This is a genomic window from Streptomyces sp. BK340 (genome assembly GCF_007827595.1).
Lineage (GTDB): Bacteria > Actinomycetota > Actinomycetes > Streptomycetales > Streptomycetaceae > Streptomyces.
In genome coordinates this window covers 75019-96683 of sequence record NZ_VISR01000030.1, presented here as the reverse complement: position 1 = coordinate 96683, position 21665 = coordinate 75019, and the positions used below count along the sequence as shown (strand labels likewise).

The 21665-nt window shown below is 73.9% G+C and carries 16 protein-coding genes; 7 read left to right on the top strand and 9 right to left on the bottom strand.

Annotated features, from left to right (window positions below):
* The first annotated feature begins 145 nt into the window (after nt 1–145).
* The gene (gene mgt, locus FB157_RS38150) at nt 146–1345 is read left to right on the top strand and encodes a macrolide-inactivating glycosyltransferase (protein WP_145885312.1); all 1200 of its coding nucleotides are present in this window, start codon (nt 146–148) and stop codon (nt 1343–1345) included.
* Nucleotides 1346–1481: 136 nt separating this feature from the next.
* On the opposite strand, the gene FB157_RS38145 is transcribed toward mgt, so the two are convergent.
* Nucleotides 1482–3734: an MMPL family transporter gene (locus tag FB157_RS38145; protein WP_145885311.1), complete on the bottom strand. Its 2253-nt coding sequence runs from the start codon at nt 3732–3734 to the stop codon at nt 1482–1484.
* Nucleotides 3735–4122: 388 nt separating this feature from the next.
* On the opposite strand from FB157_RS38145, the gene FB157_RS38140 reads away from it, so the two are divergent.
* The 6 genes from FB157_RS38140 (at nt 4123) to FB157_RS38115 (ending at nt 9610) form a co-directional block, all read left to right on the top strand.
* On the top strand, nt 4123–4674 hold the full coding sequence (locus FB157_RS38140) for a DUF1697 domain-containing protein (RefSeq protein ID WP_145885310.1): 552 nt from the start codon (nt 4123–4125) through the stop codon (nt 4672–4674).
* Nucleotides 4675–4722: 48 nt separating this feature from the next.
* Nucleotides 4723–5742 (top strand): ketopantoate reductase family protein, encoded by a 1020-nt coding sequence (locus tag FB157_RS38135; protein WP_145885309.1) that lies wholly within the window; start codon nt 4723–4725, stop codon nt 5740–5742.
* 128 nt (nt 5743–5870) lie between these two features.
* Complete coding sequence (locus tag FB157_RS38130; protein ID WP_145885308.1) at nt 5871–6782, top strand: sigma-70 family RNA polymerase sigma factor; 912 nt, start codon at nt 5871–5873, stop codon at nt 6780–6782.
* A gap of 55 nt (nt 6783–6837) precedes the next feature.
* Nucleotides 6838–7479 carry a DsbA family protein gene (locus tag FB157_RS38125; RefSeq protein ID WP_145885307.1) on the top strand — a complete coding sequence of 214 codons (642 nt, stop codon included), beginning with the start codon at nt 6838–6840 and terminating at the stop codon, nt 7477–7479.
* 241 nt (nt 7480–7720) lie between these two features.
* Nucleotides 7721–9241 (top strand): hypothetical protein, encoded by a 1521-nt coding sequence (locus tag FB157_RS38120; protein ID WP_145885306.1) that lies wholly within the window; start codon nt 7721–7723, stop codon nt 9239–9241.
* 45 nt (nt 9242–9286) lie between these two features.
* Nucleotides 9287–9610: a hypothetical protein gene (locus FB157_RS38115; protein WP_145885305.1), complete on the top strand. Its 324-nt coding sequence runs from the start codon at nt 9287–9289 to the stop codon at nt 9608–9610.
* Nucleotides 9611–9652: 42 nt separating this feature from the next.
* On the opposite strand, the gene FB157_RS38110 is transcribed toward FB157_RS38115, so the two are convergent.
* The 8 genes from FB157_RS38110 to FB157_RS38075 form a co-directional block, all read right to left on the bottom strand.
* On the bottom strand, nt 9653–10990 hold the full coding sequence (locus FB157_RS38110) for a protein kinase domain-containing protein (RefSeq protein WP_145885304.1): 1338 nt from the start codon (nt 10988–10990) through the stop codon (nt 9653–9655).
* Complete coding sequence (locus FB157_RS38105) at nt 10991–11908, bottom strand: protein phosphatase 2C domain-containing protein (RefSeq protein ID WP_145885303.1); 918 nt, start codon at nt 11906–11908, stop codon at nt 10991–10993.
* Nucleotides 11902–12579 (bottom strand): tellurium resistance protein, encoded by a 678-nt coding sequence (locus FB157_RS38100; protein ID WP_145885364.1) that lies wholly within the window; start codon nt 12577–12579, stop codon nt 11902–11904. The genes FB157_RS38105 and FB157_RS38100 overlap by 7 nt, the downstream gene beginning before the upstream one ends.
* Nucleotides 12580–12757: 178 nt before the next feature.
* Nucleotides 12758–14434: a TRAFAC clade GTPase domain-containing protein gene (locus FB157_RS38095; RefSeq protein WP_261386805.1), complete on the bottom strand. Its 1677-nt coding sequence runs from the start codon at nt 14432–14434 to the stop codon at nt 12758–12760.
* Nucleotides 14431–17064, bottom strand: a complete 2634-nt coding sequence (locus FB157_RS38090) for a GTPase-associated protein 1-related protein (RefSeq protein WP_145885302.1) — start codon at nt 17062–17064, stop codon at nt 14431–14433. The genes FB157_RS38095 and FB157_RS38090 overlap by 4 nt, the downstream gene beginning before the upstream one ends.
* Nucleotides 17061–18302 (bottom strand): TRAFAC clade GTPase domain-containing protein, encoded by a 1242-nt coding sequence (locus tag FB157_RS38085; RefSeq protein WP_145885301.1) that lies wholly within the window; start codon nt 18300–18302, stop codon nt 17061–17063. The genes FB157_RS38090 and FB157_RS38085 overlap by 4 nt, the downstream gene beginning before the upstream one ends.
* Before the next feature lie 3 nt (nt 18303–18305).
* Entirely contained in the window at nt 18306–20783 is a 2478-nt protein-coding gene (locus tag FB157_RS38080) for a hypothetical protein (protein WP_145885300.1), read from the bottom strand.
* A gap of 137 nt (nt 20784–20920) precedes the next feature.
* Nucleotides 20921–21661 (bottom strand): sirohydrochlorin chelatase, encoded by a 741-nt coding sequence (locus FB157_RS38075; RefSeq protein ID WP_145885299.1) that lies wholly within the window; start codon nt 21659–21661, stop codon nt 20921–20923.
* Nucleotides 21662–21665: the final 4 nt, after the last annotated feature.

Here is a 21665-nt window from a genome sequence, read left to right as displayed (position 1 = left end):
TCCCGTGCCGTGCGTGTCCGGCCCGCGGCAAGTCTCGCATTTGCACAGGTCGGACGGCGGGCCGGCGTCGGGACCGTGGCCGGCGGGATGCGCTCCGCCGTAATTGGATTGAACGAGACGGTTCGTCTCGTCTAGCCTCGGCGGCATGAACGCACCTGCCCACATCGCCATGTTCTCCATCGCCGCCCACGGACATGTGAACCCCAGCCTGGAGGTGATCCGTGAACTCGTCGCCCGGGGGCACCGGGTGACGTACGCGATTCCGCCCGCCTTCGCGGAGAAGGTGGCCGCGACCGGGGCCCGGCCCGTGCCGTACACCTCCACGCTGCCCGGGCCCGATGCCGATCCCGAAGCCTGGGGGAGCACGCTGCTGGACAACGTGGAGCCCTTCCTGGAGGACGCGATCCAGGCGCTGCCCCAGCTGATCCGGGCCTACGAGGGTGACGAGCCCGACCTCGTCCTGCACGACATCACCTCCTACCCGGCCCGTGTCCTGGCCCACCGCTGGGGCGTCCCCGCGATCTCCCTCTCGCCGAACCTCGTCGCCTGGGAGGGATACGAGGAGGAGGTCGCCGAGCCCATGTGGGCGGAGCCGAAGCGGACCGAGCGCGGGCAGGCCTACTACGCCCGCTTCGAGGCCTGGCTGGCGCAGAACGGGATCACCGAGCACCCGGACCCGTTCCTCGGCCGTCCCGCCCGCTCCCTGGTCCTGATCCCGAAGGTGCTCCAGCCGAACGCCGACCGGGTCGACGAGCGGGTGCACACCTTCGTCGGCGCCTGCCAGGGGGACCGTGCCGACCAGGGCGACTGGCAGCGGCCCGCCGGCGCCGAGAAGGTGGCCCTGGTCTCCCTCGGCTCGGCCTTCACCAAGCAGCCCGGCTTCTACCGCGAGTGCGTGCGCGCCTTCACGGACCTGCCCGGCTGGCACCTGGTCCTGCAGATCGGCCGGCACATCGATCCCGCCGAGCTGGGCGAGGTACCCGCGAACGTCGAAGTGCACAGCTGGGTCCCGCAGTTGGCGGTGCTGCGACAGGCCGACCTGTTCGTCACGCACGCCGGTGCGGGCGGCAGCCAGGAGGGGCTCGCCACGGCCACGCCGATGATCGCCGTACCGCAGGCCGTCGACCAGTTCGGCAACGCCGACATGCTCCGGTCCCTCGGCGTCGCCTGCCGCCTGGCCACCGAGGAGGCCACCGCCGAACGCCTGCGCGAAGCCGCCCTCGCCCTGTCCGGGGACCCGGAGGTGGCCCGGCGTCTGAAGGAGATCCGGGCGGGCATGGCCGGGGAGGGCGGCACCCGGCGGGCGGCCGGCCTGATCGAGGCCGAGCTGCGCCGGCAGAGGTAGCCGCAGTCGCCGGGGCGTGCCCCGTGGACGACCGGCCGGGAGCTGACCCGGTCGGGTTGCGACGCCGGAAGATGCCGGCGTGCCAGGGCCCGTTGGTTCCCCCGGAAACCAACGGGCCCTGTGTCAACGGGCGCGATCAGACACTCAGTCGCTCGCCCTCACCGCGCACCGGGGCCGTCGCGCCCGGCTCCGGCGACTCGTCGTGGGTGAGGTCGGGCAGCCGGTGCAGCCACTTGGGCAGATACCAGTTGCGCTCGCCGAGCAGCGCCATCACGGCCGGCAGCAGCACGCCGCGGATGATCGTCGCGTCGATGAGGACGGCGGCGGCCAGGCCCACGCCCATCTGCTTCATGGACTGCATGGACAGCGTGCCGAAGATGGCGAACACGGCGACCATGATGACCGCGGCGCTGGTGACGACACCGGCCGTGGTGACCACGCCGTGCTGGATGGCCTCCTTCGTCGTACGGCCGCGCATCCGTGCCTCGCGGATCCGGGAGACCACGAACACGTGGTAGTCCATGGACAGGCCGAACAGGATCACGAAGAGGAACAGCGGCAGCCAGGTGACGACCGCGCCCACGCCCTCCGCGCCCACCAGCGAGGCACCCCAGCCGTGCTGGAAGACGGCGACGAGGATGCCGTAGGCGGCGCCCACCGACAGCAGGTTGAGCACGATCGACGTGATCGCGACGGTCAGCGAGCGGAACGACAGCAGCATCAGCAGGAAGGCGAAGACGACCACGAACGCGAAGACCGGGACGACCGAGCCGAGCAACTGGTCGTTGAAGTCCTTGTTGCCCGCGACCTGACCGGTGACCGGCGCCTCGACGCCGGCGACCTTGCCGAGGGTGGCGGGCCGTACCTCGTCGCGCAGCCTGTCGAGGCTCTTGACCGCCTGGTCCATGTCGGAGCCGCCGACCAGCGGCACGGAGACCAGGGCGACGTTCTGCGCCTCGTGCACGTTGACGTCGACCGGACCGCGCGAGGCGCCCGAGGAGATCGCCTGCTGCTTGAAGTCGGCCAGCGCCCGCCGCACCTCGGGCGCGTTGATGTCCTTGGCCCTGACGACCACCTGGGCGGGCTCGGAGCCGCCCGGGAACGCGTCGTTGATGCGGTTGTAGGTCTGCACGATCGGCAGCGTGTCGCCGAACTCCTGGTCCAGCGTGAGCTGCTGGGTCTTCATGCCCAGCGCGGGCGCGGCCACCGCGAGCAGCGCGCCGGCCGCGACGACGACGGAGACCAGGGGCCTGGCGAGCACGCCCCGCAGGACGGCCGTCCAGAACCGGCTCTCCGCGGGCGCGCCCTGCCGGCGCCGGCGCCGGCCCAGGAACGGTATACGGCCCTTCTCGACCCGCTCGCCCAGCAGCGACAGCAGCGCGGGGAGCACCGTCACCGAGCCGACCATGGCCACGGCCACCACCATCAGCGAGGCCAGACCCATCGCCTCGAACGTGGCGAGACCGGTGAACAGCATGCCTGCCATGGCCACGCACACCGTGACACCGGAGACGATGACCGCGCGGCCACTGGTGGCGGCGGCGATCCTGAGCGCGGTGCCCGGGTCACGCCCGGCGTCCCGCTCCTCGCGCTCGCGGCGCAGGTAGAACAGGCAGTAGTCGACACCGACGGCCATACCGACCAGCAGCATCACGGAGTTGGCGGTGTCGCTCATCGGCTGCACATGGCTGACCAGGCCCATCAGACCCATCGTCGCCATGATCGCGGTGATCGCCAGCCCCACCGGCAGCAGCGCGGCCACCAGCGCGCCGAAGGCGATCAGCAGGATGCCGAGGGCCACCGGCACGGCCGAGTACTCGGCCTGCTGGAAGTCGTTGCCGAACGCGTCGTCGTACTGCTTCTTCATACTGGCGCCGCCGATCTCCTCGATCCGCAGCGAGCCGTGTTCCTTCTGGACCCCGGCAACGGCCTTCAGCACCGGCTCGACCCGGTCGGCGGCGGTGTCCGCGTCGCCGCGCATGTCGAACTGCACCAGCGCACTGCGGCCGTCCCGGGAGATGGTGCGGGTGTCGTACGGCGACGTCACGTCGATGACCTTGCCGGTGGCGCCGACGGCCTTGACGACATCGGTGACGGCGGCCCGGAACTCGCCGCTCGTGGCCTTCACGGCGCCGTCCCCGGACTGGATCAGCACGGTCTCCCCGGCCGGCTGCTTGATGCCCGCGTCGTCGATGATGCGTGCGGCGGTGTGCGTCTCGCCCTTGAGCTGGTCGCTCTCGTCCACGTCGACCCGGCCTGCCGCCGAGCCGAGTCCCATGGCCAGGACGACGAACAACACCCATATGCCGACGGCGGCCCAGCGGTGCCGGGCGCTCCAGCCGCCGGCGCGGGCGGCCAGGCCCCGCACGCGCACGTCCGTGTTCCCCATGACGGGATGTCCCCCTCGTGTGCGGTGACGGCCCCCTGCCGCCACGTCTTCACTTGCTCGACTTCGACGGTATGGGCCGGACAAGGACGTCTCGTCGTGCTGCCCGGTGAAGTGCCGGGAGCCCGGGTCACCGCTGGGGAGGACAACGGCCCCTTACATCTATCGGGGTTGTCGCGGCCGGTTCTCGGGGGCGGGGCTCAGGGATGTCCGATCCGCCGACAGAGATCCACTTTGTGATTACGAAAGGTTGTTGAACAAGTCACAGCTGTGTTCAGGAGTTGATCCGCACCCTCCGGATCGGACAGAGTTTCGCGCAGCCCGGCGTACGCACGGGTACGGCCGCCGTGCCCACCCCCACGGGGCACGGCGGCCGCTCTAGGCTGGCCGGATGACGACCTATGCGGCGCTGCTGCGCGGAATCAACGTCGGCGGCAGCAAGAAGCTCTCGATGGCCGATCTGCGCACCCTCCTGACCGGCCTCGGCCACGACGGCGTACGGACCCATCTGCAGAGCGGGCAGGCCGTCTTCACCACCGGCCGGGGTGATGAGGAGTCCCTGGCGGCCGAGTTGGCCCGCGCGATCGAGGAGCGGTTCGGCTTCCCGGTCGACGTGATCGTGCGCGACCACACCTATCTGCGGGCGGTGGCCGAGGCCTGCCCGTTCCCGGCCGCCGAACTGGAGGCCAGGCAGCTGCACGTCACGTACTTCTCCGCACCGGTCACCGCGGAGCGCTTCGCGGAGATCGACCCCGCCGCCCATATCCCCGAGGAGTTCCGCCTCGGCGACCGGTGCCTGTACCTGTACGCCCCGGACGGCCTCGGCCGCTCCAAGCTCGGCGAGGCCCTGTCCCGACCGCGGATCACCAAGGGCGTGATCGCCACCAGCCGCAACTGGAACACCGTGCTCAAGCTGGTCGAGCTGACCGCTCCGCAAGCGTGACGGGAGCCCCGGACCGGGGGCGTCGGCCGGTGTGCGAGGCTCTGCCCCATGCGCTACGTCATCATCGGGGCAGGGGCGGTCGGCGGCACCGTCGGCGGGCGGCTGGCCCAGGCCGGACGTGAGGTCGTGCTCGTCGCGCGCGGCCGGCACCTGGCGGCACTCGCCGGGCGGGGGCTGAGGCTGCGGGTACCGGAGGGCGAGTCGACATACCGGCTGCCCGCCGTCGACGGACCGGACCAGCTCGGTGAACTGCGCACCGACGACGTCCTCGTCCTGGCCGTGAAGACACAGGACACCGTGGCCGCCCTGGAGACCTGGGGCGAGGCCCCGGTCGCGGGCGGCGGGACGGCGGCGGAGAAGCTGCCGCTGGTCTGCCTGCAGAACGGTGTGGAGAGCCCGCGCCTGGCGCTGCGCCGCTTCCGGCACGTGTACGGCGTCTGCGTCTGGCTGCCCTCGACCTTCGTGGAACCCGGAGTCGTCTCGGCCGCCGGCACCCCGCTCACCGGCATCCTGCACCTGGGCCGGTATCCGCACGGCACCGACGACACCGCCCGGCGCATCGCCGCCGACCTGGCGGCCGCCCGCCTCGAGGCGCCGGTCGTGCCGGACGTGGCCCGCTGGCAGTACGCCAAGCTGCTCGGCAACCTCGGCAACGCCCTGGAGGCCGTCAGCGGTCCCGTCGACAGCGAGCAGGCCAGGACCCTGTACGCGAGCGTGCGGGCCGAGGGGGAGGCCGTGCTCGACGCCGCCGGGATCGGGTACGCCAGCGCCGAGGAACAGAAGGAGGCGCGCGGGGACAAGGTCACCCTGGTCCCGCTCGACGGCGCCCCGCGCGGCGGCGGCTCCTCCTGGCAGTCCCTCGTCCGCGGCACCGGCACCATCGAGGCGGACCACCTCAACGGCGAGATCGTCCTTCTCGGCCGCCTGCACGGCGTACCGACCCCGCTGAACGAACTGCTGCAGCGCCTCGCCAACCGGTTCGCCCGGGAACACCGGCCGGCGGGCTCCCTGCCGGTCGCGGAGCTGGCACGTCTGGCCGAAGAGGCGCAGCGGGCGGACGGCTTGTGAGCTGCCGGCCGGTGAGCTGATCGGCCGGTGTGCCACTGACCGCGAAGGCGGTTGATCTTCCGGCCGGGTTGGCGTTTCGTGTGCCTGGGGCTCGCGACGCGCGGGCGCGAAGGAAGGGCGGGGCCACGGTGGACGGCGTCACGGGGGACAGCGCACGGCTTGCGGCACGGTTCGAGGCGGACCGGCCGCATCTCGCGGCCGTGGCGTACCGGCTGCTCGGCTCGGCCGCCGAGGCGGACGACGCTCTGCAGGACGCCTGGCTGCGCGTGCAGCAGGCCGACCTCGGCGAGGTCGAGAACCTCACCGGCTGGCTGACCACCGTGGTGACCCGGGTGTGCCTGAACCAGCTGCGCACGCGCCGCAACCGCCGGGAGGACCCCCTCGACCACCGGGATCCGGACGCGGCCCAGGGCGGTGCTGCGGGCGACCCGGCCCGCGAGGCGCTGCTGGCCGACGAGGTCGGTGTCGCCCTGCTCGTCGTCCTGGACGCCCTGGCCCCCGCCGAGCGGGTCGCCTTCGTCCTGCACGACCTGTTCGCCGTGCCCTTCGACGACATCGCCCCGCTGCTGGAGAAGACCCCGGCCGCCACCCGGCAGCTGGCCAGCCGGGCCCGCCGCCGGGTCCGGGGCCGGACCCCTGCGCCCACCGCGGACGCGAGCCGCCGCCGGGAGGCCGTCGAGGCCTTCCTGGCCGCGACCCGGGGCGGCGACTTCGCGGCCCTGGTCGCCCTGCTCGCCCCGGACGTGGTGCTGCACGCCGACGCCCGGGTCGTCCCCACGCCCGAACCGATCACGGTCCACGGCGCCGAGCCGGTCGCCCGGGGCGCCATGGCCGCCGTGGCCCGCGCCCGGTTCACCGGTCTCGCCCTGCTGGACGGCCGGTTCGGCCTCGTCATGGCGCCGTACGGCCGGCCGCGGGTGGTCCTGGCCTTCACCTTCGGTGACGACGGCCGGATCACCCGGGTCGAGGTCGTGGCCGAGCCGGACCGGCTGCGGGAGATCGAGATCACCGCACCGGGGGAGTGGAAAATGGACCACTGAAAGCGGATCGGATTGGGTCGGGATTCTGCGCCATTGGCCGACTAGCGTCGACCCCATGACGCGCAGCGAGAACAGCCGTACGACGAACCCCGACCCGACCCGTGTCGACTTCTACTTCGACCCCGCCTGCCCCTTCGCCTGGATCACCTCGCGCTGGCTGCTGGAGGTCGAGCGCACCCGGCCGCTCGACCTCCGTTTCCACGCCATGAGCCTGTATCTGCACAACATCGGCAACGAACTCCCGGACTGGTACCGGGACTTGGTCGACCGTTCGATCGGGCCCGTCCGGGTCGCGGTGGCCGCCGCCGAGCGGCACGGCGAGAAGGTGCTGCGCGACCTGTACACCGCGTTCGGCACCCGGATCCACGAGCGGGGGAACAAGGACTTCGACGCCGTGATCACCGAGTCGCTGGCCGAACTCGGCCTCCCCACGGACCTGTCGGCCGCCGCGCACGACCCGTCCAACGACGACGCCGTGCGCCGCAGCCATGAGGCGGGCGCCGAAGCGGACTCGGGTGCCTACGTGGGCACGCCCACGATCCACGTCGACGGCACGGTGTGGTTCGGCCCCGTCCTGCGCGCCGTTCCGCGCGGCGCCGAAGCGGCCGAACTCTTCGACAGCTTCCGGGTGCTGGCCCGTCACCCCGACTTCTTCGAACTCAAGCGCACCCGCACGGGAGGCCTCCGCTTCGACTGACCGGACCGGCGCGGCAACTGCTCGGCGGAGAGCGAGGGTTGGCTGATAAACACCCCTCCGGTGCGCTGGATTCTCCTTGCCGGTGACACATCCGGCCCAGACGACGCAGAACCAAGAGCCGACCGCGGTCCGACGTCACAGGGGAGCGCCGGACCGCGGCGGCCCGGCTCCCCGGAACCCCGCGACAAACCCCACGGGTTGTCCCTAGGGTGAAGCGCGCGGAACGGCCGAGGGGGGGCGGATGAGGGTGTCGGGAAGACCATTACCCACGCTGCCGCAGTACCGGAAGGACTCGGTGACCCGGCGCCTGTGCGCCTCGGTGCACCTCGACGACGACTTCGCCCTGTACGTGGACCGGGCGCTCACCGGGGACCGGCTGGACGCCCTGGGGCTGAGCCTCGGCATCAACTTCGTCGCCCTCGCCCGGCACGCACGCGTGGCCACCCGCCGCCGAGCCGCCCTCGACCGCCGCCTCGCGTGTCTCGCGGTCCTCGTGCCGGTCGCCGTTCTGGCGGGAGTGTGGGCTCTGGTCAACGGGCACGGATCGCTCGGATGGGTGGCGATTTTCGGCCCTCTCGGTGCGTACGTGATCGCCTGGACCCTGGTCCACCACAAGGAGTCCGTGGGACGTGACACGGCACGCGAGGTGTTCCACTCCGCCGAGAAGCCCGAACGGACGGCGCCGCCCGTGGAGGCCGCGGCGGAGGACTGGCTGAACGAGCTGAAACGCGCCAACGTCCTGCCGTACACGGACGCGTCCGCCCAGACCAAGCCGTTCGTCGGCAGCGGCGAGAAGATCAAGGAGCTGGTCTGGCAGCCCATCGACGTCAGCACACCCGCCGACGACCCCGCCGGCGGCAAGCTCCCGCTGCTGCCCTTCGACGCCGTCGACCTGCACACCTACGTGGCCCGTCACCTGGAGACCATCTCCGGGCTGCCGGACCTGCGGGCGCAGAACCGGCTCTACGTCATCGGGAGCAACGCCTGCTACCTGCCCGAACTGGTCCCCGACAGCACCCGCAGACCCCGCGCCCGGATACCCAAGCAGCTGGTGCAGGCGGGGCTGCAGAGCCCCGGCGCGGGCATGCGCACCCACCTCTGCCTGGAACGCATCGGCGAGGGCGGCCGGATGATCGTCTCCATGTACCTGCGGGCGATCCTGCAGCCGCCCAGCCTGACCTGGGAGGTCGCCGCCTACGCGATACCCCCGCTGGACGGCCGCTTCCACCGCGTGGACCGCCTTCCGGTGGCTCCTCGCGAGCGCTGGTGGGATCTCGTCAGGTACGCCACCTCCCACACCGGCCCGCAACTGCGCGCAGCCCTGGGCCGGTTGACCGCGCACCGCCGCTGGCGGCGTGACCAGGACCGATGGCTGACCAGGCAGCGCAAGGCGATCACCAGGCAGTACGTCCGCCACGACTACGGAGCCAGGGGCAGCCTGCGCGAGGACCTGGGCGCCTGGGACGAGGCCGGCTACACCGAGCGGACCGACGCGCAGGACTTCCTGTTCCGGCTCCAGCAGGGCGTCCTCGTCGCCACGGAGCGCTTCCTCCGGGACCACCATGTCGACACCAGCTCGTACGACAAGGCATTACAGGTCATCAGCACACAGACCTACAACATCGGTAACGTCAGCGGTCCCAGCATCTTCGGCAACAACGGCACGATCGCCATGGGCGGTCAGCAGGGTCCCGGGCCGCACGGCGGACCGGGACCCCAGGGCGGACCGGGACCCGCCGGCGCCGGCCCGCCCACGTCATAACCCCAGCCCCGCCGGCCCTCACGAAGCAGGAGTCAGGACAGGACGATGAGCACATACAACTTCGGGAACATCAACGGTCCCGCCAACATCGGCGATCACGGCCGTATCGAGATCAACCCGTACGCGCCGGCCTCGGAGGCCCTGGTCCGGCTCTCGGACGGACTGCTCGAGCAACTGCACGCCGAGTACCCGGGCCTCGTGCGGCACGGAGAGACCATCCGGGGCGCGATGATGGAGTCCGTCGGGGACGGCGGTCCGCCGAACCGCGGCCGCATCCGCTCCGCACTGGAGGCCATCAGCATCGGCGCCGCCGCCGGCACCGGCAGCCTCACGTTCACCCAGCAGCTCATGCATGTCATGGGCCTGTGAGCGGACGGGACCCCGCCGCCGTCACGGGGTCCCGTCCACACCTCACTCGGCCCGCACCACCGCCCGTACCCCGTCACCGAGGTCCAGTTCCAGGCCCGCCCTGAGCGGCACGGTCTGACCGGGCTCGACCTTCTGCGCGGTGCCGTCGGAGCGGGTGCCCGTCCAGGTCTGCCGCGACCGGTTCGCGATGCCGAACCGGCCCGGCTTCTTGGGGTGTTCGACCAGCTCCGCGACCAGCGCGGCATCCGAGCAGTCGTGCCGCGCCGGCTCGGGCAGCAGATGATGCTCCTGCACCCGGGCACCCCGGCGCAGCCGGACGTGGTGCTCGGTGCGGGGCGGGGGAGTGGTCACCGTCAGCCGCGGCGGGAGCACCAGCAGCGCCCCACAGCCCCAACAGGGCCGGGGTGGCGGATTCTCGCCCGGCTCGGTCATGTTCTGCCGCCCGCAGGAGGCGCACTCGACCACCGAGTCCAGCACCGCGCGCAGCGCGTTGCGCCACTCGGTCTCCCGCACCCGCGCCGCCGGGTCGCGCAGCCCGACCGTGAAGGACCGCCGGAACAGCTCCTGCAGCGTCCCCGCCGCCGCGTCCCAGGTGGCCAGCACGGTCGTATGTTCCATCGGGTCCGGCGCGTTGGAGTCGTCCGCCGGGTCGAACACGAACAGCGGGCTCCTGCCGTACAGCTTGCGCTCGGCCGCCTCGTCCAGGCAGCGAATGCCCAACTCCCGTCTGCCCTTGAGTGGATGATGGTTCATCAGGAACATGAACAGCAGTACGGCGAGCGAGTGCAGATCGGACTGGGTGCCGGGGCGCGCCCCCGGGTCGCCGCGCACCAGCTCCGGCGCCATGAATTCCATGGTCCCCGAGATGCCGCTGGCGTCCCCCTCCACCACCGCGTTGTCGTTGTCGCAGACCAGCACGTCACCGGTTGCCGGATCGAAGAAGATGTTGCCCCAGGAGATGTCCCGGTAGGCGATGCCCCGCGAGTGCAGCGCCTGGTAGGCCTCCACCGTGTACAGGCAGGCCGTCAGCAGCGCACGCGGGCTGGTGCGCAACTGCCGCCGGAACAGCGCCGGAAGACCCTTGTAGCGGTCCGGGCGCAGCCCCATCAGATAGCCGAACGAGCCACGGTGCGCGGGCACGTACGCCTCCGGCCACAGGAACCGGTCGTCGGCGAAGTCCCGGTCGACCAACTCCCTCACGACCGCCTGCTGTTCGTCGGTGGCGCAGTTCGGGTAGTACCACTTCAGCGCCCGCTCCCCGTCCGGAGTGCGTACCCGGTACACCTCGCCCTGGCCGCCCGCGCCGAGGAAGTCGACGATCTCGACCCCGTCACCGTTCTCCGCCGCGAGGCGCGTCCCGCCATCGAGCATGCCGCTCATCTACGTCTCCGTCTTCCGTTCTTCCGTGTCCACCGCACCACCCGCGTCCGCGGCCCGCTCGGCCTCGTCCACGCCGGCGCCCTGCGCCGAGCGCAGCGCCGCCGCCAGCGTCGTGTCGTCACCCGAGTAGCGCGCGGCCTGTGCCAGCCACTCGGGCAGCACCTTCCGCACCCCCGTACCGCCCTCCGCGGCCAGCCGGCCGGCCAGGCCCGCGACGAACTCGCGGTACCCGTCGGCCGACGCGAAGCTCTTCGACAGCCCGTCCGTGGAGAGCACCACCAACCGCGGGGCGCGCGCCTCCTCGAACACCGGTGCCCAGTGCATCCGCACCGACCGCCAGGCCTCACGCCCGCACAGCGACTCCGTCTCGTCGCCCAGGTCCTCCTCGGCGGGCGCGAGCGGCCGGCTCAGCGTGCCGTCGTGCTCCACCACCGCGAGGTCCCCGTCACCGAGCTGCCAGGCGACGAACAGCCAGGGCGTGAGCACGGCACCGATCAGCGTCGTGCCGTACAGCACCAGCTTCTCCTCCGGACCCGGCTCCCGGGACGCCTCCTCGACGACCGGACGGTTGCGGTCCCAGTGCCCGAGGGCCGCCTGCCGCCACTCGTGCACCAGGGCGCGCGGGAAGTCGTCCCGGGCGTACGTCATGAGCCGGGCCAGCCGCCCCGGCTCGTGGTAGTCGAGCGCGGCCCGGCCGAAGCGGGCGGCGAGACCCACGAACCGGTCCACGGCGAACCGCGCGCCCAGCTCGCTGCGGGCGTGCACCGCCGAGCCGTGTCCGTCGGCCACGGCGAGGACCAGCGGATCCTCACCTGATCCGGTGCCCCGGCACTCGTACCAGTCCTGGTTGCGCCGCTTGTTGACCCCCTGGACGCTGTCCGCGAGCGTCTCCCACCGTCGCACCCCGAGCGTCACCACACGTCGTCGTCATCGTCATCGTCGTCGTCCAGCACCGGCGGTGCGTACGGCTTGGCCATGGTCAGGGTCCTGTCCGAGCCGTCGCCCAGGACCGGCTGGGAGGCCGCCTTCACGGCCGCCGTGGACGCCCACCGGATCGCGGCGGCCAGCTGCTTGGGGCTGTTGGCGTCCAGCGGCTGCAGCTCGGGGTTGCCGAGGAACTCCTGGAGCACCCCGCGGTCCGCGTCCGCACCGACCGCGACGGCGACCCGTACCGCCTTGCGGCCCCAGGGAGTCGCGTCGACGGCCTTCAGACCCGCCCGCCAGTCGTCGGTGGGCACCCCGTCCGAGACCAGTGCCAGCACCGGCTTCAGCGCCCGCTGCGGCATCGGCGGGGTCTGCAGCTCCCGCGCCACCAGGTGCAGCGCCTCACCGAGGTTGGTCATGCCGTCGACCTGTACGTCCTGCCAGGTGAAGTCGTCGACCGGGATCGGGTTCTGGTGGTGCCACTGGGCGGTGGTGGAGAAGGTGACGGTGCGCAGCAGCAGTTGGGCCGCCGGATTGTCGTGGGCCACCGACCGCATCTCCGGGATGGCCTCTCTGATCGCGTAGTTGAGCCGTGCGATCTTCTCGCCCTGCATCGAGTACGAGCAGTCGAGCACCCAGATGAAGTGGACCGGCCGGTTGGCCATGGGCCCGCCGGGAATGTCGCTCACGCCGTGATTCCTTTCAGGTGAAGGGGAGTTCGGTTCGGTCAGGTGGGCAGCAGCCGTACGCCGTAGGCGAGCGCGGCCACCGCAAGCACCAGGGCGGTGACGAACAGGCCCGCCAGCGCCCGCCGGGCCCGGGAGACGGAAGGGGTGACCTGGTTCATGCCGGGCTGTACCTTCCCGCCTCGGCGTCGTCCGGCCGCCGCCGCCGCTGCCGGGACGGCCGGCCGCCGCTGCCGCCGGAGCCGGTGAGCGCTCCGGTGCGCAGCCCCGAGGCCGCGAGCAGCCACAGCACCGGCTCGGCGGCCCGGCGCTGCTCGCTCTCCAGCGGCCCGGTGCCGGTGGCCGCGTGGGCGCTGACCGCCCAGTAGCGGGCCGCCCCGAAGTCATGACCGAGGGCGCGGACCAGCGCGCCGAGACCGACATCGGCGAGCCAGTCGTCGATGCGCGGGCCGGGCGCCGGAAGCGAGGTCAGCCGGTCCAGCACGTCCCGCTTGGTGACCACGGTGGCCACGGACATCCGGGACCGACGGCCGGTGAGCGCCGCCAGTTCCCCGGTGAGCCGCTGGTACGTCTCCCAGGGGCCCTGCGCCGACGGCCGCGCACGGTCCGTCCGCTCGGTGTCCGCGGGGCCGAGCCGGCCGCGGACCCTGGGGTCGGCCAGTACGTCGGCGACCAGGACCAGTCCGTCCGCGTGCGCCAGGTACTGCTGGGCACGCACCCGTTCGGCGTCGCTCACCTGCTCGCCCATCGGGTCGTACAGGTACAGCAGGCGGCGCCGGCGGCCCCGGGCCACGGTCAGCATCATGGCGCGCGGCTGGCCGCCGGTGGTGGCGTGGGCCCAACCGGTCCGGTTCAGCTCCTGGTTGAGGCCGGTCTGGGTGCGCTGGTCGTCGACGGTGGCGTACTCGACACGCAGTTCGCCCTGCCGGGACCACGAGTGCAGCCCCTCGACCATGGCGGCCATCAGCATCGTCTTGCCCGACGAGGTGCCGCCGACCAGCGGGGTGTGCACCACGCGCATGGTGCCCGCCGCCGGGGGCAGGAACTGCTCGCAGCGCGGACACAGCGCCGTGAGCTTCCCGCGCCCCAGCAGCCGGGAGGCCGGCAGCCGGTGCCCGCACCGGCACACGTGCCACAGCACCCCGTACCGGCCTGGCCGCAACTCGGCATGCAGGGAACGGCAGTCGGGGCAGCGGTGCAGCGCCAGCGGGACCGGTGCGTAGCAGCCGGGGTGCGGGCACTTGACGCGGATGCCGCGCAGCAGCAGCCGGCCGCGCTCCACCCCGCGCAGCACGGGCACACCCGCGGCCCAGCCCAGCCACACCACGGCCAGCAGCAGCGCGAACAGCAGCAGCACCGCGCCGAGCAGCAGCGTGGCCAGCGCGGCGCCGACCAGCGCGCCCGCGGCGGTGCCCGGTGCGATCAGCACGGCCAGCAGGAGCCGGTACAGCGGCGCCCTGGCGCGCACACCCGAGGGGCGGCGTCCCCGGAACAGGTTCCGCACGGTCCGGTTCAGCCACGGACCGGTGAAGGCGGACCGGACGGCCCGCATCCCGGCGAGCCCCGCGGACACCGCGTCCGCCCACGACTGCCGCCGCCAGTAGGCCAGATGCGCGGGCTCACCGCTCCCGACCGGGGCGAGCCGCGGGTCGCTGCGGCCCGCCTGCCAGGGCCCGAGCCCCTGCCACACGGCCTGCACCCCGCGCCCGGTGAATTCCCACAGCGTGCGGAACACGCACACCGCGACGGCCACGACCCCGGCCCAGCCGAACAGGGCCAGCAGCACCAGCACCAGCACCAGCGCCTCGGCGTCGCCGTCCCCGCCCCCCTTCACCGGCGGCCTTCCTCGCCCGGCGGTCGCACGTCGCCGTTCCAGGTCGCCTGCCGCTCCTCGCGCCGCCCCCGCCCGGTCAGCCGGCCCGCGAGCCGGCCCAGGGCACCGGGGCGGTTCCAGGCGTGGTAGGCGTCCAGCCGGCCCCGGCCGGTGCGGCGCAGCGCCTCCTCGACCGCGCCCCGGTCCTCGTCGGGCAGCGCTCGCACGACGGGCCGCAGCACCTTGGCCAGCAGGGTCGTGCGCACCGCCTCCCACGCCGGATGCGTCTGCGGGTACGCGCTCCAGTCGCCGAAGCAGGCGGCCACGTACGACGGCACGGTGCGCAGCCGCTCGCCCACCCGGTCGCCGCGTGCCACCCGCTCGTACGCGGCCAGCAGTCCCGGATCGCCCGAACGGGCCAGCGCGTACAACTCGCTCTCGGACGCCGTGGGGCGGGGCCCGGCACAGGCCTCGCTCCCCGGTGCCGGGACGGCCAGCAGCCGCCGGGCGACGGCGTCGTACACCCGCTGCGTCACCGGCTCGGGGGCGGGCCCGGCCGCTCCGTCCCGCAGCCGCCGCACCTGTTCCACCCAGCCCTCGACGTCCTGGTCGGCGTCGAGCAGCCCCGCGTACTCCAGCAGGAGCAGCGGTGCCCGGTGCGCGGGCCGCAGCTCCGTGGTGAAGCAACGCAGCAGGTCGGCGGCGAGGACCGGTACGGCGGGGTCGTCGGCCGGGGCGGCGAGGGCGGCCCGGACCAGCAGGTCCCGGGTGCCGGCCAGCCGGTGCGCGTCCGAGCCCAGCTCGCTCAGCAGCAGGCTCGCCTCCTCCCCGGTGGGCAGGCCGTCCGGCCACATCAGGAGGAACGCGGTGCGCAGGACGGCCGGTTCGGCGTGCGGCGAGACCCCGGCGGTGCGCAGCACCTCGTGGAACCGGCGCCGCCGGTCGCCGCCCGCCCGCCGTGCCCCGTCGGCCTGGACGCACATCCGCAGGTGCGGAAACCCGGAGTCGAGCGAGACGGGCAGTCCGGACCCGGCCAACCGGTCCGCGGCCCCCGGGGGATCGGCGGCGGCGAGCGCGTCCAGCGCGCCGAACAGGGCGGTGCGCAGCGCGGGGTGACCGTGCACGGCGTCGAGGAGGGCGGGGGGAACGCCCTGACCGTCGCGGGGCGACTCCTCGGCCGTCGGTTTCACGACCGCCTGGCCCTCAGCCGCCCGCCCCTCGACCGCTGGTTCCTCGGCCCCGGGTTCCCCGGCCGTCGGCTCCCCGGTCCGTTCGTTCACCAGGTCCCGGGCGATGCGCCCCGCGAACTCCGGGAGCGCCTCCGTGCAGTCCACGTCGAGCAGGTCGGCGACGCGCAGCAGGGCGAGGGGCCGGCCGGCGGCCGGTTCGGCCGGGTCGGCGATGCCCTGCCGCAGGGCCGGGGCCAGGTCCCGGGCCAGCTCGGCGCGGAGCGCGGGGGTCAGCGAGCCCGCGACCAGCGGGGGCACCGGGCCCCTGCCGAGCACCGCGGTGGCCAGCACCCGGGCGGCGAGCGGCGCCGACACGGCAGTGGGCACCTGGCCGTCCAGCCGGACCGCCAGGGCCGTCAGCGCGGCCGGTTCGTCGTCCAGGGGGGTACCGGTGGGGCTGTACCGCGTCCCCTGTCCGCCCGGGTCCTCGGCGTTCCTGCCGGCCAGGGCCGCGATCAATGCGGGCAGCGTCTCCGGGGGCAGTGTGAACGCGTGGTCCGCCGCCCAACGGGCCGCCGCCGCACGCGCGTCACCGCGCAGCCCGATGCCCTGGACGAGCGCGGCCACCGCGAGCGGGCCCAGCTCGCCCGAGCTGTCGCGGAACAGCTCGGGCCGGCCGGCCGCCCAGACCCGCGCGCACACCTCGGCCCAGGGGTCCTGGAGTGGCTCCCCGTCCGCCCCGGCGGTGCAGTCGTGCACCCGGAACCGGTGGTCGTGGCCGACCGGCTCGGAGGACGGCAGCGCCCCGACGATCTGCTGGCGGGCCTGCTGCGGTCGGCGTGTGTACGTGGTGAAGGTGAGCCGGTGCGCCCGCTCGCGCGGCAGGACGGTGCAGGCCAGCGCGATCCACTGGGCGACGTCGGCGCTGTCGTGCTCCACGAGGACGATCTGCCGGGTGTCCGTCTCCTCGGTCAGGGCGCGCAGGTCCGCGAAGAACGCGGCGAGCCGGTCCCCGCGGGACCGGGCGAAGGCGACCAGCCCGTCCCGGCGCAGCAGACCCGACGGCTCGAACCGGTCCACCGGCACCGGCCGCCCCTCCGGGGGAGTGGCGTCGGCCCAGCGCGGCGACTCCCAGGCCGTGATGGGCAGCGCCCCGTCCGGCAGCCGTACACCGGGCGGCAGATGCAGCGCATGGGCATGGAAGTTGCCCCACCGCCCGCTGTAGTCCGCTCCGGTGTACACCGACCGGCTCAACAGCCTTCCGCCGTCGGACAGCTCGCTGCAGCTGAACGCCTTCGGGAAGCTCTTCAGCTGCTCGGCGTCCGGGCGGGCGGGCAGATCGCGCGGCGGTTCGTACCCGATGAGCTGTTCCGCCTCCCGCAGCAGCGTCTGCGGCACGCCGGGGCTGACCGCGGTGAACCGGAAGCCGGACCCGTCCGGACCGGGCGGCGCCGAGGTGTAGTGCAGCTGGGCGAGGCTCACCTGGCACGCCCCTTCCCCGCGGCCCGCGCGGGCAGCAGTCCGCGCCGGGACAGCAGCCACAGCAGCGGATCCTCCACCCGCACCGGCTGCGGACCCGACTTGGGTACGTCCGCCGGGGCGTCCGCGGGCGGCGGCGCTCCCAGCGCGGACAGCCCGAACAGCGACAACTCGCCGAAGTCGAGCTCCAGTTGCCGCAGCAGCGCGCCGGAGTCCCAGTCGGTCAGCAGGGAGCGGAGTTCCTCGTGCACGGCCAGCCGGTCCTCGCCGTCGTAGGTGCCCGCGCTGTGCGGGGCGTTGCGCAGCAGCGGGGAGTGCGGGTCCAGCAGGGGTCTGAGCATGTCGGCCTTGGTGACGGCCACCGCGATCGGCGTGGACACCCGTCCCCGTGAACTCCCCTTGCCGTGGGCCCGCAGCTGGGCCGCCAGGTCCGCGGCGATCTGCTGCGGCGGGGTCTCCACCACCGGCAGCGGCGGACCCTCGTGCACCGGCAACCGGTCGCGCACCGAGCCGAGCTGGAGCGGGTCGACGAGCAGGATGATCCCGTCGGCGGCACCGAGGTAGCGGGTGTAGCGGTCCATCGCCTCGGTGCCCGCGAGGTCCTCACCGGCCGCGTCGAAGAACACCAGCGTGGTGTGCCGGGTTCCGGTGCCGCCGAGCAGGCTCCTGCGGGGCAGGCTCAGCCGGTACAGCAGCGGGTCGTTGAAGCCGAGCGCGGCCGGCCGGGTGGCGTCCGGCAGCCGCAGCCGCTCGTACAGGTCCTCGGCCATCTCCCTGTCCCGCGTCTGTGTGCTCTGCCCCATCGCCGCGAGCGAGGCGTGATAGGCCTGCCCCACCCGGTGGTTCAACTCGTTGACCAGTACGGACACATAGGTGCTCTTGCCGGAGGCCTTCGCGCCGACCAGCGCGATGATCCGGCTGTCCTGGTCGCAGTAGTCGCTCGGCAGATCGCTGTGGCAGGACCCGCACACCCGCACCGGTGTGGGCACGCCGCACTGCGGGCAGGGCACGCTGCTGCCCCCGCCGCCGAGCCCGGCGACCTTGCGCGCCGGGGTGAACAGGGGCCCGCGCATCCGGGCCGCCGGAGGCACGCCGGGGCCCATGAACCCGGCCCAGGCGTCATCGCTCTCGGGCCCGCACGGCGCACCACCGCGCACCCCGCTCGGGGTCATCAGACAGCGGTACGGCAGCTTGGCCGCCGACGCGCGGGCGAAGCAGTAGGGGCAGATCACGGTCGTCATGGCTCAGCGCACCACCAGGCTGGCGAGAGAGGGTTCTTCGAGGCGTACCGAGGCCGCGTGCTCCCCGAGCAGGAAGCCGCGCAGGGTGTAGGGGGCCGGGCAGGGGGAGGCCGGCAGCTCCTGTTCGACGGTCCCCTGCCGAGCCAGGTCGGGCCCGGGTATCCGCAGGACCGTCGTGCCGTCGGCGGCGCTGCGCGGACGCAGGGTGCCGCTGCGGGCGACGCACACGAACTCCGGTACGTCCCCGGGCGCGCCCGGCGCGGCCAGGGTGACCCGGAGCAGGGTGCGGCCGCCCCGGCCCAGGAACCGCCGTTGTGCGCGCACCAGTTGGTACCTGATGGCGGCGTCGGACGGCAGTAGTGCTTCGGCCGCGTCCGGCACCACCACGACCGCGCCCGGCACCCGGGGCACGGTCACCGCCCGGATCCGCACGGCCCCCGCGCCGACGGGCAGCCGCAGCCCGCCGCGCCGGTAGGCGTGCGCGGTCAGGATCCGCTCCCCGCCGCTCCCTGCTCCGTCCAGAGCCGTCCAGCCGACCACGAGGTGCCCGACGCCCTCGGGCCACTCCAGAGTGATCCGCGCCTGCCCGTCCGGCAGCCGTTCGACGGTGAGCCCCGGCACGGCGCGCACGGCCTCCACGCCGACGGCCGGTCCGGCCACCGCCCGCGCACCGAGTACGGCGACGGCGGCGACCTCGGCGTACGTGCCCGGCGGAGGGCACGGGGCGCCCGCCTTCTCGGGCCAGTCCAGCGCGTCCGGCAGTTCCTGCGCACGCAACTCGGTGCCCGGCGCCGGTGCCGGCCCGGGCCACACCACCAGCCGCACCTCGGCACCTTCTGCACCGCTCCACTCGAACCGCACGGCCCCGCCGTCGGCCCGCGCGTCGAGGCTGCGCACGGGCTCCGGCCAGGGATGGACGGTCCCGGTCACCCGCAGGCCCGGGGAGGCGACCAGGCTGCCGTCGGGCGCCCGGTACCGGCAGACGATCCGGAAGGAGTGCGGGCCGGCCGCCAGCCCGGTGGCCGTGAACCCGTCGGGCCGCTGAACGAGCCGGACGACGCCAGCGTCCGGCCCCGTGGGCTCGGCGGTGACGTCGCTGCCGGCCGTGGACCGCGGTTCGGGCCGGCTGACGGTCTCGTCCGGAGCGGGCGCGTCCGCCGGGCGCCGGGCGGGGCGGAGGGGGGTCCTGTCCTGGAGCGTGGGCCCGGCGGTGCTGCCGGTGGGGCCCGTCGATCTCCGCGTGCGGCGGGCGGCGGCCTCGTCCGCACGCGTGGGCTCGGCGGTGACGTCGCTGCCGGCCGCGGACCGCGGGTCGGGCCGGCTGACAGCCTCGTCCGGACCCGTGTGCTCGATCGTGATGTCGCTCGCGCCCGCCGGCCGCTGCCAGGTGCAGTGGATGCGGCCCGGGCCGTCCGTCAGTACCGGGCGGCCCACCTCCGGGGCGACCAGCAGCCGGCGCGACACCAGTGGCGGGCCCGCCACCCGGCCGTCCCGCAACGGCAGGGCCGCGTACCGCACCCCGGATCCCAGTGGTGCCTCCTTGTCCCGTGCGGTCCCGGCCGCCGTCGGGTCCGCGCCGGGCACACTCCGTACGGCGGGTCTGCCCCGCGCCGTGCGGTACAGCCGCAGCAGCCGCCACTCGCCGGGGACGTCGTGCCGGTCCTGCCAGCTCAACTCGACGTGGTCCGGGCGCAGTTCGGCGCGCAGCAGGGGGCGGTGTCCGGATTCGGGCCGGTGCAGGCGGACCAGACCGCGCAGGGCGCGCCGGTCGTCGGCCGCCCCGCACAGCGCCTGCAGGTACGCGCCGCCGGCGCCGTCCCGGTCGCCCTGCTCCTCGGCCCGCCGGGCGGTCCGCAACAGGTCCTCGACCAGACCCGTCCGCTCGGCCACTTCCGATCGCAGCGCGGCCAGCGCCGGGTCACCGCCGCCGGTGGGCAGCCGGTCGAGCAGGCCCCGCAGCCGGTGCAGCTTCCGTCGTTCCAGGGCGTCGGCGAGCGACTCGGCGGCATCGCGCTGGCGCCGGTCGAGGGCGGGGCGCAGCCGGGCGGCCGCCACCAGCCCTTCGATCTCGTCGGCGTGCACTCCCAGCTCGGCGGCGATCCGCGGGCGTCGGGACGCCGGATGGTCCTGCAGCAGACCTATCAGCTGGTAGAGGACGACCCGGCGCAGGGCCTGCGGATCGCGCCGGTGCAGCTCGGCCAGCCGTGGGGCGAGCGGGGCGCCCGGTCCCGGCCCCTGCGCGAGACCGTCCAGGTACGGCCCGTCCACCCGGCGCCGGCCCCACGGCCCCGAGGGCACGAACAGCCCGTCCAGGACCCTCAACCCCGCGGGGGAGGCGCCCAGGACCTCGCCGAGATGACGTAACCCCGCCGCGTGCTGGGCCGCGGCCAGGCTGCCGTAACCGGGTACGAGGGGGCTCAGCGGCAGACCCGACAGAGCCCTGGGCAGCCCCAGGTGATGCCCGAACTCCTGACCGGCCACGCGAACCGTTCTCCCCCGAGATAGTGCCTCGAGGGACCATCCCAGCAGATCCGGACGTGACCAGGAAGGGGATTCGGGGAAACCGGGAAGGCCGGGACGGGAACGACCGGACGAGCCGCCGTCGGGCCGCCGGGCAGTCAGGCGCCGAGCGCCGCCGGCAGCGGCAGACGTGCCTCGTCGTACCGCTCCAGCAGCAGCCGTGCCACCTCCGGCGCCGGGCCCAGTACGTCCGCCAGGACGTCCGCCCCGGCCGCGCCGCGTGCGATGCGGTCCGGCAGGAAGCCGGGGGCCAGCACGTACGGCGCCACGGCCACCCGCTCGCAGCCGAGGACGCGCAGCTCCCGCACGGCGTCCTCGGTGCGGGGAAGGGATGCGGAGGCGAACGCAGGTCGCACGGCGCACCAACCGGTGTGCCACCACTCCCGCGCGATGTCGGCGATCACTGCGATCGCCTCCGGGTCGGAGGACCCCGCCGAGGCCAGCACGACCCCGGTCGAGGACTTGTCGGCGGGCGTGAGACCCGCCTCGAACAGCCGTCGCTCCAGCGCCGACAGCAGCAGCGGGGACGGGCCCAGCACCTCCGCCTGGCGGATGCGCAGCTGCGGCGGCGCGTCCCGCAGGACGGCGGGGATGTCGGCCTTCGCGTGGAAGGCGCGGGTCAGCAGCAGCGGCAGCGCCACGACGTCGCGCACGCCCTTTGCCGCGAGCGACTCCAGCACCCCGTGCACGGACGGGATGTTGAAGTCCAGGAAGCCGGTCTCCACGCGCAGCCCCGGCCGCAGCGACCGTACGCGCTGCACGAGCGCGTGCACGGTCGCGGCGTGCCGCGGGTCGCGGCTGCCGTGGGCGACGACGAGGAGAACCGGCTTGTCACGCATGGGA

Bases quoted from the DNA above. Each gene is read 5' to 3' on its own strand.
- mgt (WP_145885312.1), top strand. From the start codon at position 146: ATGAACGCACCTGCCCACATCGCCATGTTCTCCATCGCCGCCCACGGA.
- FB157_RS38145 (WP_145885311.1), bottom strand. From the start codon at position 3,734: ATGGGGAACACGGACGTGCGCGTGCGGGGCCTGGCCGCCCGCGCCGGC.
- FB157_RS38140 (WP_145885310.1), top strand. From the start codon at position 4,123: ATGACGACCTATGCGGCGCTGCTGCGCGGAATCAACGTCGGCGGCAGC.
- FB157_RS38135 (WP_145885309.1), top strand. From the start codon at position 4,723: ATGCGCTACGTCATCATCGGGGCAGGGGCGGTCGGCGGCACCGTCGGC.
- FB157_RS38125 (WP_145885307.1), top strand. From the start codon at position 6,838: ATGACGCGCAGCGAGAACAGCCGTACGACGAACCCCGACCCGACCCGT.
- FB157_RS38120 (WP_145885306.1), top strand. From the start codon at position 7,721: ATGAGGGTGTCGGGAAGACCATTACCCACGCTGCCGCAGTACCGGAAG.
- FB157_RS38115 (WP_145885305.1), top strand. From the start codon at position 9,287: ATGAGCACATACAACTTCGGGAACATCAACGGTCCCGCCAACATCGGC.
- FB157_RS38110 (WP_145885304.1), bottom strand. From the start codon at position 10,990: ATGAGCGGCATGCTCGATGGCGGGACGCGCCTCGCGGCGGAGAACGGT.
- FB157_RS38100 (WP_145885364.1), bottom strand. From the start codon at position 12,579: ATGGCCAACCGGCCGGTCCACTTCATCTGGGTGCTCGACTGCTCGTAC.
- FB157_RS38085 (WP_145885301.1), bottom strand. From the start codon at position 18,302: ATGACGACCGTGATCTGCCCCTACTGCTTCGCCCGCGCGTCGGCGGCC.
- FB157_RS38075 (WP_145885299.1), bottom strand. From the start codon at position 21,661: ATGCGTGACAAGCCGGTTCTCCTCGTCGTCGCCCACGGCAGCCGCGAC.